Raw genomic sequence first — 14,507 nt, 5'->3', positions numbered from 1 at the left:
GCGTTCCGCCCGGAACCTGCGCCGAGCGCAGCCTGCCGCCGCGCGCATCGCCCGCCGCGGACAGGCATAAAAAAAGCCCCGCCGAAGCGGGGCTTTTTCGTGCACTGCGAGGCGTCTGCGATCAGAACTTGTAGTTGACCGAGGCCGCCAGCACGTTGCCGCTCACGTCGTAGTCGCCGACCAGGGTGTTGCCGGTGGCGCTGGTGGTGGCGATGCTCGGGTCGCTGGTGAACAGGTGGGTGTAGCCGAAGCTGTACTCGGCCTGCTGGGACGGCTTCCAGGTCAGACCCAGCGAGACCCACTTGCGGCTCGCGTCCGGCACGCGCACGTCGCGGTGCTGGTCGGTGGTCGGGGTCTGGTCGTAGGCCACACCGCCACGCAGGGTCAGCGTATCGCTCATGCGGTAGTCGGCACCCAGCGAGACGAAGGTCGTGTCGCGGTACGAGAAGTCCAGCACGCTATCCGGCTGGTTGGAGGCGAAGTCGACGGTGACCTTGTCGAACTTGCTCCAGGCGGTGCGGGTGACGTCGGCCATCACCGTCCACTGCTCGTTGATGTCGTGGGTGAAGCTGGCGGTGGCGCTGGCCGGCAGCTTGACCGTGGCACGGCCCTTGGTGTCGACGAAGGTACCCGGCGCGGCGAAGGCCAGCACGGTGGCGGCATTGCCCGGCACGGTGAAGTTGGCATCGCCATCGGTGATCTTGTGCTCGACCTGCGAGCGGTAGCTGAAGCCGATGTGGGTGTGCTCGTCGACGCTGAACAGGCCGCCCAGGGTGAAGCCGACCTCGGTGTTGTCGCCCTTGATGCGCGAGAAACCATCGGCGCTGCCCGGCGCGAAGCCCGGCACGCGGCGCGCGGCCAGCAGGGTGCCGAAGTCGATGGCATTGCTCAGGTCGATGTCCAGGCGCTCGGCGAACACGGACGCGCCGAACGACACGTACGGGTTGACGTCGTAGGAGAAGGCGAAGTTCAGATCGATCGCCTGCAGCTCGGTCTTCACGCCGTTGTAGCGGCCGACCCAGTCGCGGTCGTATTCGGTCTTGAAGCCGAACGGCACGGTCAGCGAGGTGCCGAAGTGCATGTTGTTGTTTTCGCCGAACGGCATGTGGAAGTACACGGCCGGAACCGGCGCGATCATGCCGGCGTCGCCGCCACGGCCGCCGGAGATCGGCGCGCCGTTGGCATAGGTGCCGCCGTCGCCCTGGTACTTGGCCGAGAACTGGATGGCGCTGACGTCGGCCTGGAACACCTTGCCGTCGAGCTGGCGCATGCCGGCCGGGTTCACGGCGATGATCGAGGCATCGCCCGGGGCGCTGCCGGAGCCGGCAAAGGCGCGGCCCAGACCCTTGGCGCTGTTCTCCTTGAGCTGGAACGCGGCGCCGTGCGCCTGGCCCATGGCCAGCGCGCCGACGATGCCGACGGCCAGAGCGGTGAAACGGACGAACTGGGTTGCGTTTTGCATGGCTAGTTTTTCTCCGGAAGACGAATTGTCTGTGTTCGCGCCTGCGCAGGCCCGGGCCGAGCAGGCCCAGGAATGCGCGCCGGAGTCCCCTCCCGACATACGACGCCGTATGCGAGTATACCCCGCACCGTTAACTAAACAATAACGACATGATGCGTTCAGCTTCGTGTGGAGTGGGCGTGCGTTCAGCCGGATGAAGCCGTTATCGTGGCGTCCCTGGCGGTTTCCGGTCCCCTCTTTCTCTCGCATGTTCGTCTCCATCCCTTCCCGCGAACGCACCACGCTGCGCTGGGCCACCCCGCTGTTGTTCGCGGCGATGTGGCTGGCGTTCCTGTGGTCGATCAGCCGCCCCGACGAGGCGCGCGCGACCCTGTGGCTGGACTGGGGGGCGCTCTCGGCCGGGGTCGGCAGCCCGCGCGACTGGCTGGCGACGGTGCAGGACGGCAGCGTGCTGCGCCTGTTCACCGCGCTGTTCCTGCACGCCGATTGGTCGCACCTGCTCGGCAACCTGGTGTTCCTGCTGATTTTCGGTCTGCCCGCCGAGCGCGTGCTGGGGCCGTGGCGGTTCCTGCTGCTGTTCCTGGGCGGCGGGGCGATCTCCAACCTGGCCGCGGTGTTCGCGGTTGGTACCCCGGACCGGGTCATCATCGGCGCCAGCGGCGCGGTCTCGGCGCTGATCGGCACGTATCTAGCGCTGTTCCCGCGGGCCAAGCTCGGCGTGGTGCTGCCGCTGGGGCTGTTCCTGGAATTCGTGCGCGCCCCGGCCTCACTGCTGATCGGCACCTGGGCGGCGCTGCAGGTGGTATTCGCCTACATCGGCCCGGCGTTCGGCATGGTGGCGTGGTCGGCGCACCTGGCCGGCTTCGCCTTCGGCATGGTCTACGGGCTGTACGTGCGCGCGGCGATCGCGCGACGGCTGCGCAAGCGCAAGGGCTTCTGAGCCGCGTGCGGCGACGGCCGCCTTATACTGCGCGCATGTTCAAGCACCTGTACAAAGTGACCTTCCTCAACCACGGCAAGGTCTACGAGCTGTACTGCCAGCACGTCGGCAGCAGTCACCTGTGGGGCTTCACCGAGATCGGCACGCTGGTGTTCGACGTGCACGACGGGCTGGTGATCGATCCCACCGAGGAGCGCCTGCGCGAGGAGTTCGGCGACACCAAGACGCTGCACCTGCCGATGCAGAGCATCGTGCGCATCGAGGAAGTGGAGAAGAAGGGCCAATCGACGATCCGCGATGCGGCCACCGGTGAGAAGGTGGTCACGCCGTTCCCGATGCCCGGCAAACCCCGCTGAGTCGATGCGCATCCTGATCGCCGACGACTATCAGGATGCGGTGCGCCACCTGCCCTGCTTCGCGCGGCTGCACGCGCACAGCGTGCAGGTGCTGACCGCGCTGGCGCCCGACCGGCAAACCCTGGTCCGCCACGCCGCCGAGGCCGAGGCGCTGATGCTGATCCGCGAGCGCACCCGCATCGATGCCGCGCTGCTGGCGCAGTTGCCGAAGCTGCGCCTGATCAGCCAGACCGGACGGATCGGCGAACACATCGACCTGGCCGCCTGCACCGCGCGCGGCGTGGCCGTGGCCGAAGGCGTCGGCTCGCCGGTGGCGCCGGCGGAACTGACCTGGGCGCTGCTGATGGCGGCCAGCCGGCGCTTGCCCGCCTACCGCGATGCGCTGCTGGCCGGGCACTGGCAGGCCACCGGCGATGCGCACTTGGGCCGCAGCGTGGACGGCCTGACCCTGGGCATCTGGAGCTACGGCAAGATCGGTCGACGCGTCGCCGCCTACGGCCGTGCCTTCGGCATGCGCGTGCAGGTGTGGGGCGGCGAGGACAGTTGTGCGCAGGCGCGCGCCGACGGCTTCGCGGTCGCCGCCAGCCGCGAGGCGCTGTTCGCCGAGAGCGACGTGCTGACGCTGCATCGCCGCCTGGCCGCGGCCACCCGCCACCAGATCGGACTGGACGACCTGCTGCGGATGAAACCCGATGCGCTGCTGGTCAACACCAGCCGCGCCGAACTGCTCGCTCCCGGCGCGCTGCTGGCGGCGCTGGAGGCCGGCCGTCCCGGGCAGGCGGCACTGGACGTGTTCGAGCAGGAGCCGGTGCTGGATCCGCAGCATCCGCTGCTGCGGCATCCGCGGGTGCTGGCGACGCCGCACCTGGGTTACGTCGAACATAGCAGCTACGACCTGTATTTCGGCGCGGCCTTCGACAACGTGCTGGCCTTCGCCGCCGGCACGCCGCAACGCCTGGCCAATCCCGACGTCCTCAGCGCCGCCGACTGAGCCGCTGGCCGCCACCGCGCAGCGGCCAAGCCGCGCGCGATGGCGGTGGGGCGGCCGCGGCCGGCTCAGGGGCTGGAGGCCGGCGCAGGCTCGGTCTTGTCGGACTCGGTCTTTGCAGGTTCGGACTTGGCGGGATCGGGCTTGGCCGGTTCCGCCGCCGGCGGCTTCGCCGGGGCTGCCTTCGGCACCGCGCCCGCCGGCTTGTGCGCCGGCTTGGCCTTGCCCTTGCCGGCCGGTGCCGCCGCAGCCGCCCGCGCCACGGCGCCGGGCTGCTTCAGTTCGGCCAGCGCCTGCGCGATCGGACCATCGCCAGGCAGCACATCGCCGGCGCGGTAGCCTTCCTCGCCCTCGTCATCGCCATGCAGGTGGCCCGGCAGGGTCGCTTCGCTGTAGTCGGCGATCGCCGCCGGCTTGTCGGCATCCTCCGCGCTGGCCTCCGGGCGCAGCACCACGTCGGGCACGATGCCGCTGGCCTGGATCGACTTGCCGCTGGGGGTGTAGTACCGCGCCGTGGTCAGCTTGACCGAGTCGCCGTTGTCCAGCGGCAGCACGGTCTGCACCGAGCCCTTACCGAAGGTGCGGCTGCCGACGATGCGCGCGCGCTTGTTGTCGCGCAGCGCGCCGGCCAGCACTTCCGAGGCGCTGGCCGAACCGGCATCCACCAGCACCACCATCGGCGCACCGTTGAGCAGGTCGCCGGGAGTGGCGTCGAACTTGGAATCGCTGACCGAGATACGCCCGCGGGTACTGACGATGGTGCCCTTGTCGAGCACGTCGTCGGCCACCTGCACCGCCGCGGTCAGCAGGCCGCCGGGGTTGCTGCGCAGGTCCAGCACCAGCCCGCGCAGCTTGCCGCCGGCCTGCGCCTGCAACTGCTGCAGCTGCTTGTGGAAATCGGCGCCGGTGTCGGCCTGGAAGGTGCTGATGCGGATGTAGCCGTAGCCGGGTTCGAGCATGCGGCTGCGCACGCTGGCCACGCGGATGGTCTGCCGGGTCAGGGTCACGTCGAACGGCTTGGCCACCTTGTCGCGGGCGATGGTCAGCACGACCTTGCTGCCCGACTCGCCGCGCAGCGGCTCCATCGCCTTGACCGCGCTGATCGGCTTGCCGTCGATGGCGATGATGATGTCGCCCGAACGCAGGCCGGCGCGCGCGGCGGGCGTGTCGTCGATCGGCGACACCACCTTGAGCGTGTTGTCCGGCAGCTGCAGCAGCTCCACGCCGATGCCGTCGTAGGCACCGCTGGTCTGCTCGTCGAACGCTTCGGCGTCTTCCTTGCTGAAATAGGTGCTGTGCGGATCCAGGTCCAGCAGCAGGCCACGGATCGCGGACTGCATCAGCTTCTTGTCGTCGACCGGATCGACGTAGGCTTCCTTCACCGCGTTGTAGACCGCGACGTAGCGGCGGATCTCGTCCAGCGGCACCTTGGCACTGGCCGATTCGGTGGAATCGGGATCGTCGGCGCTGGCCGCCGGGGCCGTGGGCGTCTGCGCCTCGGCGCGTTGCGCCATCGACGGCAGCGGCGCCAGAGCGAGCAACAGGGCTGCGGACAGGACTACGCGCATGAAGCACTCCGATTGGGGAAGGCCCGCACCGTGCACGGCGCGATTGCCCGGATTATGCGCGAAGCCGAGCTAAATTCGCGTTGAACGCGCGCAGCCGGCGCCGCTCAGCGGCGCTGCAGCCACGACGACGGATCCACCGGCTGGCCATTGCGGCGCAATTCGAAGTACAGCGCCGGGCGGCCCTGGCCGCCGGAATTGCCGACCTTGGCCACCGCATCGCCGCGCTTGACCTTGGCGCCGGCGTCGCGCAACAAGGTGTCGTTGTGCGCGTACAGGCTCATGTAGCCGTTGCCGTGGTCCACGATCAGGATCATGCCGTAGCCGGTCATCCAGTCGGAGAACACCACCGTGCCATCGGCGACGGCGGTGACGGTGCTGCCGGCGGGCGCGGCGATCAACACGCCGCTGCTGGTGCGCCCATCGGGCAGCCTGCCGCCGTAGCGCGCGATCAGATCGCCCGACAGCGGCCAGCCCAGGCCGCCGACCTTCAGCGGCGGCGCCGAGGCGACCACCTTGGGCGGCACCTTGCCGCCGCCACGCCCGGACTTCGCCGCGGCCTTGGCCTGCGCCGCCTGTTCGGCCGCTTCGCGCTTGGCCGCGGCACGACGCTCGGCTTCGGCACGGGCCGCGGCGGCGCGCAGATTGGCGAGCAGGGTTTCCAGTGCCTTGGCATCCTGGCCCAGCGCCTTCTCGCGTTCGCTGCGGTCCTGGTAGCGCTGGTCCAGTTCCGAGACCACGCTGGCGCGTTGCTTGCGGTCGCGCTGCAGCGCCTGGGCCTGTTCCTGCTGGCGGCGCTGGGCCTCGCTCAGTTGCTGCTTCTGTTCGACGACCTCGCGCTGCACCTGCTCCAGCGCCTGCAACTCGTGGGTCAGCGTGGCGATGCGCTGCGCGCGCTCGCGCTGCAGATAGCGGTGATAGGCCAGCAGGCGGTTGGCGTCGGCCACGCGGTCCTGCGCCAGCAGCAGCTTCAGCGGCGCATTGCCGCCGATGGCATAGGCCGCACGCAGCAGTTGCGCCAGTTCGGCGCGCTGGCGGGTCAAGCCGCTGCGCAGGCCATCGCGCTTGCGCTCGAGTTCGGCCAGCGTCTGCTGGTGCCGCTGCAGCGCCTGTTGCGTCTGCGCCAGGCTGCGGCCGGTGGCGGCGACCTTTTCGTCGGCATCGCGCAACTGGCGTGCGGCATCGCCGCGCTTGCCTTCCAGTTGCCGCCGTTCCTCGGCCACGCTCTTCAGCTCGCCGCGCACTTTCTCCAGGCGCTTCTCGGCCTCGCGCGGGTTCTGCGCCACGGCCAATCCTGCGGTCAGCAAGCACACCGCCGCCAGCAGGCTGCGCAACAGCCCGCGCCAGCGCCCGGGCGCACGCCGCTCGACCGCGCGGGGCGCGGCGGAACGCAACGGGACAGGAGCGGCTACGGGCAAGAGGGGGTCCAGTGACTTCAGGCAGGTGTGGATTGTAGCGAAGCGTGTTGTGATCGCCCCACGATTGATTGCTGCCGCAGCGCCGGCGCCCGGGAGGTGAGGGATGAAACGCATGCATCTGGCGGTTGTGCTGACACTGGCCCTGGCGGCCGGCCCGGCGTTCGCGGACGAAGGCATCAGCAAGGTCAACGGCAGCATCACCGCCGACGCTGGCAAGCAGTACGGCGACCTGGAAACCGTGAACGGCAGCATTACCGTGCAGTCGGGCGCCCAGGTGGGCAGCGTGGAAACGGTCAACGGCAGCGTCAAGGTCGCCGACGGCGCGCAGACCAAGGGCCTGTCCACGGTCAACGGCGGCATCACCCTCGCCGAGCGCGCGCAGGTCGCCGGTTCCATCGAAACCGTCAACGGCGGCATCTTCGTCGACCGCGGCGGCCGCGTCAGCGGCGGCATCGAGAGCGTCAACGGCAGCATCGGCCTGGTCGCCACGCAACTGGACCACGGCATCGAAACGGTGAACGGCGACATCACCGTCGGCCACGACTCGCATGTCGGCGGCGGCATCTCGATCAACAAGCCCAGCTTCAGCATGTCGTTCAAGCCCACGCGCAAGCCGCGGGTCATCGTCGGCCCGCGTGCGGTGATCGACGGCCCGCTGCGCTTCGAGCGCGAAGTCACCCTATACGTGCACCGCAGCGCCAAGACCGGCCCGATCACTGGCGCCACCGCGCTGCCCTTCGACGGCGACACCGCGCCGAACAACTGAGCCGTGCCGCGTCGCCGCGCCCGTCCGGGCGCATGCGGCTTGCCTATAGAATCCAGGGTTCCCTCGCCAACAGGAGCCCTCATGACCCGCAAGCTCATGCTGTGCCTGGCCGCGGCGGCGGCGCTGACCGCGTGCAAACGCGAAGCGCCTGCCCCGGCCGCCGACGCCGCGCCGCAAGCCGCTGCGCCCGCCCCCGCTCCGGCGCCCGCGCATGCGTTTTCCACCGGGATCGCGCCGGCGGACTTCGCCGAACTGGTCAAGACGCTGTCCTCCGACGCCTTCGAAGGCCGCGGTCCCGGCACAGCTGGCGAAGACAAGACGGTCGCCTACATCCGCGACCAGATGCAACGCATCGGTCTGCAACCGGGCAACGGCGACAGTTGGTTCCAGGACGTGGCGATGACCGAGACCACGGCGGCACCCAGCACCACGCTCACCATCGCCCACGACGGCGCAGCGCGGCAGCTCGCCTTCGGCACCGACATGGTGGTGGGCACACGCACCGGCCACCCCGAGGTCAAGCTCGATGGCAGCGACATGGTCTTCGTCGGCTACGGCGTGGACGCGCCGGAGCAGAAGTGGAACGACTACGCCGGCCAGGACTGGAAGGGCAAGACCGTGGTGATGTTCGTCAACGACCCCGGCTTCCACACCGGCGAAGGCAGCCTGTTCGAAGGCAAGCGCATGACCTACTACGGGCGCTGGACCTACAAGTTCGAGGAAGCCGCACGCAAGGGCGCCGCTGCCGCGTTGATCGTGCACGACACGCCCGGCGCCAGCTACGGCTGGGACGTGGTCAAGAATTCCTGGTCCGGCGCACAGTACGACCTGCCGGCGAAGGACGATCCGGAGCCGCGCATCCCGGTGCAAGGCTGGATCACCGCCGACGCCGCCAAGAAGCTGTTCGCCGACGCCGGCCTGGATCTGGCGCAGGCGTACAAAGACGCCAGCAAGCGCGGCTTCAAGCCGATTCCGCTGAAGGCCAAACTCTCGGTGGACCTGAAGAGCACGATTGCCGAGAAGACCTCGCGCAACGTGGTCGGCGTGCTGCCCGGCGGCAGCCGCGCCGACGAAGCGGTGCTGTACATGGCGCACTGGGATCACCTGGGCAAGCACGATGGCGAACCGGGCGACAACATCTACAACGGCGCGGTCGACAACGCCACCGGCGTGGCCGGCATCCTGGAAATTGCCGAGGCGTTCGCGCACCAGCAACCCAAGCCCGAACGCTCGGTGGTGTTCCTGGCGGTGACGCTGGAGGAGTCGGGGCTGCTCGGTTCCAAGTATTACGTGGCGCATCCGACATTCCCATTGAACAAGATCGCCGGCGTCATCAACCTGGATGCGATGCCGGTGGCCGGGCGTGCCAAGGACCTGGTGGTCAACGGGTTCGGCAGTTCCCAACTGGAAGACCTGCTCAAGCCCATCGCTGCCGCACAAGGCCGCGTGCTGCATGCCGAAGACGCGCCGCAGAGCGGGTTCTACTTCCGTTCCGATCACTTCAACTTCGCCAAGGCCGGCGTGCCGGCGCTGTACATCGACGGCGGTGAGGACCTGATCGACGGTGGCATCGAGGCCGGACGCCGTGCCGCGGCGGAATACGCCAAGCGCTACCACTCGCCGGCCGACGAGTACGACCCGGCAACCTGGAAACTCGACGGCGTGATGGACGACCTGCAGGCGGTGTATGGCGTCGGCAAGGAACTGGCGGCCGGCGACAGCTGGCCGAACTGGTACCCGGACAACCCGTTCAAGGCCGCGCGCGACAAGATGATGGGCAGGCGGACGTCGCTGCCGGCAACGGCGCCTGCCAACGGCAAGTAGTCGGCTGCACATCTTTCGCTTCCATGGCAGCGGCGCTTCGGCGCCGTTGTCGTATGTGCAGGCCATCAGGCGTGCGGCGTATGGGACACGACGACATTGCATTTCGATTGTCGCTGTCCGGCTGCGATCAAAATCACTCCGACAGCGCGCTACGGTGTGCGCCGTTGCAGGAACGACTGCGTGGCGCCTTGAGCAGCAATACGAGACACAACCGTAGGAGCGGCTTCAGCCGCGACGGGCTTAGCCGGTCACTCCTGTCGCGGCTGAAGCCGCTCCTACAACGGCGGATAGCGCACCGGTCGCTTGGATGTCCGCGGCCCCATCGATGTGCAACGCGAAATCGTAGGCTGTCGGTCTGTCGGTGTGTCTGTCGGTAGCGTAGCGATTCTGATTGGCGTTCTTTGCGGTTTTCTTCGATCGCGACAACCCGCATTCGCGGCCGACACGGAGCATCGCCCCCTAAAGCGCGTGGCCCTCTCTGCGTCCATGCACCGCTCTGCGTATCGGCTGCCTCAATCATGCGGCGCCCTGTGACTGCGTCCCTAGGATGCCGAGATCTGTCGCCTGGCGGCGACGGTTCCATTGCCCTTGCGGCACACTACGATCTCAGCGGCACGCTCCCAATAAAAAAGCCCGGGCATGCTCTTGCCCGGGCTTCCATGGCCGCGCCATGACGCGTGATGTGCCCGCGGTAGCCGACCGCTACCGCGGACAACCGCCTCAGGCCGCTTGCTTGGCCTGCCCCAGGCTGGCCATGTCGATGACGAAGCGGTACTTCACGTCGCCCTTGAGCATGCGCTCGTAGGCCTCGTTGATCTGCGCCATCTCGATCGTCTCGATGTCGGACACGATGTTGTGCTTGGCGCAGAAGTCCAGCATCTCCTGCGTCTCGCGGATGCCGCCGATCAGCGAACCGGCCAACTGGCGCCGCTTCAGGATCAGATTGAACACCGCCGGCGACGGATGCGGCTCGGCCGGCGCGCCGACCAGGGTCATGGTGCCGTCGCGCTTGAGCAGGGTCAGGAACGCATCCAGATCGTGCGGCGCCGCGACGGTGTTGAGGATGAAATCGAAGCTGTTGGCGTGCGCCGCCATCTCGTCGGGATTCTTCGACACCACCACCTCGTTGGCGCCCAGGCGCAACGCATCCTCGCGCTTGCCGGCCGACGTGGTGAACAGCACCACGTGCGCGCCCATGGCGTGGGCGATCTTCACGCCCATGTGCCCAAGGCCGCCCAAGCCGACGATGCCGACCTTCTTGCCCGGGCCGACCTTCCAATGGTTCAGCGGCGAATAGGTGGTGATGCCGGCGCACAGCAGCGGCGCCACTGCAGCCAGTTGCTTGGCATCGTGGCGGATGTGCAGCGTGTACTTCTCGTCGACCACGATGTGATCGGAGTAGCCGCCATAGGTGTTCTCGCCGCCGAACATCGGACCGTTGTAGGTGCCGACAAAACCGTTCCCGCAGTACTGCTCCTCGCCATCGGCGCAGGAGGCGCAATGCCGGCAGCTGTCGACCATGCAGCCGACGCCGGCCAGATCGCCGACCTTGAAGGCGCCAACCTGGTCGCCCACCGCGGTGACGCGACCGACGATTTCATGGCCCGGCACCGACGGGTACTGGGTGTTGTGCCACTCGTTACGCGCGGTGTGCAGATCGGAGTGGCAGACGCCACAGTAGAGGATCTCGATGCTGACATCGTGCGCGCCGAGTGCGCGGCGTTCGAAGGTGAAGGGGGTCAGCGGCTGATCGGATGCCTTGGCGGCGTATCCATTGGCTTGGCTCATGGGGAAGGCCTCGTGGTGGGTGAAAGGGGCCGAAGGACGATGCGCGAGGCGGGCAGAAGATGCTGCGCACGCGTTCGCCGGAATCGTAAAAAGTCTAAGCGCCATGGCATGAAAGGCACGCATCGTCATATGGAACGGTGCGATGCGCGAGTTCAAAACCCGCTTTAGACGCCCTCAGTTGTGGACTGGCGCACGTACTCAGCTGAACGTAGATGCACTTCACTGATGACGTGCAGACGGCGGGACTTCATCGGCAAAGCGGACCCTGCGGATGACCAGCGGCGATCAATGAGAAGCGCGACAGAAGGCAGGGTGTGAGTGCAACGCACCCGAGCGCAGTTCCAGTCGCAAGCGCTCCGGAAATTGCGCGTTTTGCTGCCTTGGTGCACCGCTGATTCTTCCCATGGTCACCAGTCGATCGCTGTAACGCGGCCCATCCGCACGCTGTAATTGGTTAGCGCGGCTGCATGCCAGAGGCCGCCTGACGTAATGGCCTGGAGCTGCTTAACAGCTGGATCGCGGGGAGCCTGAGGCCGCTGCAAGGCCGCGCCTTCGGCTCGCAGCATCGTGCGCGGTGCCCGGCGTGACGCGGGTGCGAGGTATGCGCAGATTTGGAGTGCATGTGCTCTGCAGTCGCGATCCACGCCGTCTCGCAGCGCCTCGTCCACATGCACATGCACATGCACATGCACACAGTGCGGCACGGCCAGCGAAGAAGATCTGCTGCCGTGTTGAGCGGCGTTTGGCTCGCTGCAGAGAGAGCCCTGTAGAGCCGTTGGCCGCGCGGCGCTCGCGTGCGAGGGATTTTTCTCACGCAATAAAAAATCCCCGTCCTTTTGGGACGGGGATTTGGGGTAAAGCCCCTGGCGATGACCTACTCTCGCATGGCTTGAGCCACACTACCATCGGCGCAGCTGCGTTTCACTTCCGAGTTCGGGATGGGATCGGGTGGTTCCACAGCGCTAATTTCACCAGGGAGACGGTTGGAGTGTCGCCACGTGCACGGTACTCGGTTGTTGGACCGAGGACGGCATGGGCGCCAGCCTCTCATAGGGTGTGATGTAGCGAGCGAGTGAGAGCGATCGACGTGTGTCGCGCTAAGGGATGCTTAATGAGGAAGCATCTTGAGGTTATATGGTCAAGCCGCACGGATCATTAGTATCAGTTAGCTCAATGCATTGCTGCACTTACACACCTGACCTATCAACCACGTAGTCTACATGGTTCCTTTAGGGGACTTGTGTCCCGGGAGATCTCATCTTGAGGCGCGCTTCCCGCTTAGATGCTTTCAGCGGTTATCGCTTCCGAACATAGCTACCCGGCAATGCCACTGGCGTGACAACCGGAACACCAGAGGTTCGTCCACTCCGGTCCTCTCGTACTAGGAGCAGCCCCTCTCAAATCTCCAACGCCCATGGCAGATAGGGACCGAACTGTCTCACGACGTTCTGAACCCAGCTCGCGTACCACTTTAAATGGCGAACAGCCATACCCTTGGGACCGACTACAGCCCCAGGATGTGATGAGCCGACATCGAGGTGCCAAACACCGCCGTCGATATGAACTCTTGGGCGGTATCAGCCTGTTATCCCCGGAGTACCTTTTATCCGTTGAGCGATGGCCCTTCCATACAGAACCACCGGATCACTAAGACCTACTTTCGTACCTGCTTGATCCGTCGATCTTGCAGTCAAGCACGCTTATGCCTTTGCACACAGTGCGCGATGTCCGACCGCGCTGAGCGTACCTTCGTGCTCCTCCGTTACTCTTTAGGAGGAGACCGCCCCAGTCAAACTACCCACCATACACGGTCCCCGATCCGGATTACGGACCTAGGTTAGAACGTCAAGCACGACAGGGTGGTATTTCAAGGATGGCTCCACTGCAGCTAGCGCCACAGTTTCATAGCCTCCCACCTATCCTACACAGACGAACTCAACGTTCAGTGTAAAGCTATAGTAAAGGTTCACGGGGTCTTTCCGTCTTGCCACGGGAACGCTGCATCTTCACAGCGATTTCAATTTCACTGAGTCTCGGGTGGAGACAGCGCCGCTGTCGTTACGCCATTCGTGCAGGTCGGAACTTACCCGACAAGGAATTTCGCTACCTTAGGACCGTTATAGTTACGGCCGCCGTTTACTGGGGCTTCGATCAAGAGCTTCGCCTTGCGGCTGACCCCATCAATTAACCTTCCAGCACCGGGCAGGCGTCACACCCTATACGTCCACTTTCGTGTTTGCAGAGTGCTGTGTTTTTGATAAACAGTCGCAGCGGCCTGGTTTCTGCGACCCTCTTCAGCTATAGCTCGCACGAGCCACCAAAAAGGGTGCACCTTCTCCCGAAGTTACGGTGCCATGTTGCCTAGTTCCTTCACCCGAGTTCTCTCAAGCGCCTGAGAATTCTCATCCTACCCACCTGTGTCGGTTTACGGTACGGTCTGCGTAAGCTGAAGCTTAGGAGCTTTTCCTGGAAGCGTGGTATCAGTGACTTCGTCTAAAAGACTCGTCTCGGTGCTCGGTCTTAAAGGATCCCGGATTTGCCAAAGATCCAAACCTACCGCCTTTCCCCGGGACAACCAACGCCCGGTACACCTAACCTTCTCCGTCCCTCCATCGCACTTACGCGAGGTGCAGGAATATTAACCTGCTTCCCATCGACTACGGCTTTCGCCCTCGCCTTAGGGGCCGACTCACCCTGCGCCGATTAACGTTGCGCAAGGAAACCTTGGGCTTTCGGCGTGCGGGTTTTTCACCCGCATTGTCGTTACTCATGTCAGCATTCGCACTTCCGATACCTCCAGCGGACTTCTCAATCCACCTTCGCAGGCTTACGGAACGCTCCTCTACCGCGCATCGCTTATCGCGATGCACCCCAAGCTTCGGTTCACTGCTTAGCCCCGTTAAATCTTCCGCGCAGACCGACTCGACCAGTGAGCTATTACGCTTTCTTTAAAGGGTGGCTGCTTCTAAGCCAACCTCCTGGCTGTCTATGCCTTTCCACATCGTTTTCCACTTAGCAGTGAATTTGGGACCTTAGCTGTGGGTCTGGGTTGTTTCCCTTTTCACGACGGACGTTAGCACCCGCCGTGTGTCTCCCATACAGTCCGTCTCGGTATTCGGAGTTTGCAATGGTTTGGTAAGTCGCGATGACCCCCTAGCCATAACAGTGCTCTACCCCCGAGAGGATACATATGAGGCGCTACCTAAATAGCTTTCGAGGAGAACCAGCTATCTCCGGGTTCGATTAGCTTTTCACTCCTAATCACACCTCATCCCCTACCTTTGCAACGGGAGTGGGTTCGGGCCTCCAGTCAGTGTTACCTGACCTTCACCCTGGGCATGACTAGATCACCCGGTTTCGGGTCTACTGCCCGCGACTATGCGCCCTTATCAGACTCGGT

9 protein-coding genes and 2 rRNA genes (1 of these 11 cut by a window edge) are annotated in these 14,507 nt (G+C 65.6%); 5 read left to right on the top strand and 6 right to left on the bottom strand.

The window, feature by feature from the left end; genetic code table 11:
* Window positions 1-121 precede the first annotated feature (121 nt).
* Entirely contained in the window at window positions 122-1,462 is a 1,341-nt protein-coding gene (locus tag QN245_RS02345) for an outer membrane protein transport protein (RefSeq protein WP_184648062.1), read from the bottom strand.
* Between the two features lie 247 nt (window positions 1,463-1,709).
* Here QN245_RS02345 and QN245_RS02340 point away from each other — a divergent pair, with 247 nt between their 5' ends.
* From QN245_RS02340 to QN245_RS02330, 3 genes are read left to right on the top strand one after another with little or no spacing between them, the layout of a single operon-like run.
* The gene (locus QN245_RS02340) at window positions 1,710-2,402 is read left to right on the top strand and encodes a rhomboid family intramembrane serine protease (protein ID WP_017908049.1); all 693 of its coding nucleotides are present in this window, start codon (window positions 1,710-1,712) and stop codon (window positions 2,400-2,402) included.
* Between the two features lie 35 nt (window positions 2,403-2,437).
* Window positions 2,438-2,758 (top strand): DUF1820 family protein, encoded by a 321-nt coding sequence (locus QN245_RS02335; RefSeq protein ID WP_017908048.1) that lies wholly within the window; start codon window positions 2,438-2,440, stop codon window positions 2,756-2,758.
* Window positions 2,759-2,762: 4 nt separating this feature from the next.
* Window positions 2,763-3,749, top strand: coding sequence for a D-2-hydroxyacid dehydrogenase family protein (locus QN245_RS02330; protein ID WP_317844452.1), 987 nt, complete (start codon window positions 2,763-2,765; stop codon window positions 3,747-3,749).
* A 65-nt stretch (window positions 3,750-3,814) separates the two neighbouring features.
* Here QN245_RS02330 and QN245_RS02325 read toward each other — a convergent pair whose 3' ends face one another.
* Both QN245_RS02325 and QN245_RS02320 read right to left on the bottom strand, forming a co-directional pair.
* Entirely contained in the window at window positions 3,815-5,314 is a 1,500-nt protein-coding gene (locus QN245_RS02325; protein ID WP_317844451.1) for a S41 family peptidase, read from the bottom strand.
* Window positions 5,315-5,418: 104 nt separating this feature from the next.
* Window positions 5,419-6,729, bottom strand: coding sequence for a murein hydrolase activator EnvC family protein (locus QN245_RS02320; RefSeq protein ID WP_425612901.1), 1,311 nt, complete (start codon window positions 6,727-6,729; stop codon window positions 5,419-5,421).
* A gap of 103 nt (window positions 6,730-6,832) precedes the next feature.
* Here QN245_RS02320 and QN245_RS02315 point away from each other — a divergent pair, with 103 nt between their 5' ends.
* Together QN245_RS02315 and QN245_RS02310 are read left to right on the top strand one after the other, a co-directional pair.
* A complete protein-coding gene (locus QN245_RS02315) occupies window positions 6,833-7,495 on the top strand; it encodes a hypothetical protein (RefSeq protein ID WP_160968832.1) in 663 nt (220 codons plus the stop codon).
* Between the two features lie 81 nt (window positions 7,496-7,576).
* A complete protein-coding gene (locus QN245_RS02310) occupies window positions 7,577-9,319 on the top strand; it encodes a M28 family metallopeptidase (RefSeq protein WP_317844450.1) in 1,743 nt (580 codons plus the stop codon).
* A 720-nt stretch (window positions 9,320-10,039) separates the two neighbouring features.
* On the opposite strand, the gene QN245_RS02305 is transcribed toward QN245_RS02310, so the two are convergent.
* The 3 genes from QN245_RS02305 to QN245_RS02295 all read right to left on the bottom strand — a co-directional run.
* Entirely contained in the window at window positions 10,040-11,107 is a 1,068-nt protein-coding gene (locus QN245_RS02305) for an NAD(P)-dependent alcohol dehydrogenase (protein ID WP_317844449.1), read from the bottom strand.
* Between the two features lie 861 nt (window positions 11,108-11,968).
* A 5S ribosomal RNA gene (gene rrf / locus QN245_RS02300) occupies window positions 11,969-12,083 on the bottom strand.
* Between the two features lie 158 nt (window positions 12,084-12,241).
* A 23S ribosomal RNA gene (locus tag QN245_RS02295) occupies window positions 12,242-14,507 on the bottom strand (it continues 614 nt past the right edge of the window).

This window comes from Xanthomonas rydalmerensis, from assembly GCF_033170385.1.
Classification (GTDB): Bacteria; Pseudomonadota; Gammaproteobacteria; order Xanthomonadales; family Xanthomonadaceae; genus Xanthomonas_A; species Xanthomonas_A rydalmerensis.
The sequence above is the reverse complement of the archived record's forward strand: the minus strand, read 5'-3'. Positions and strand labels throughout refer to the sequence as shown.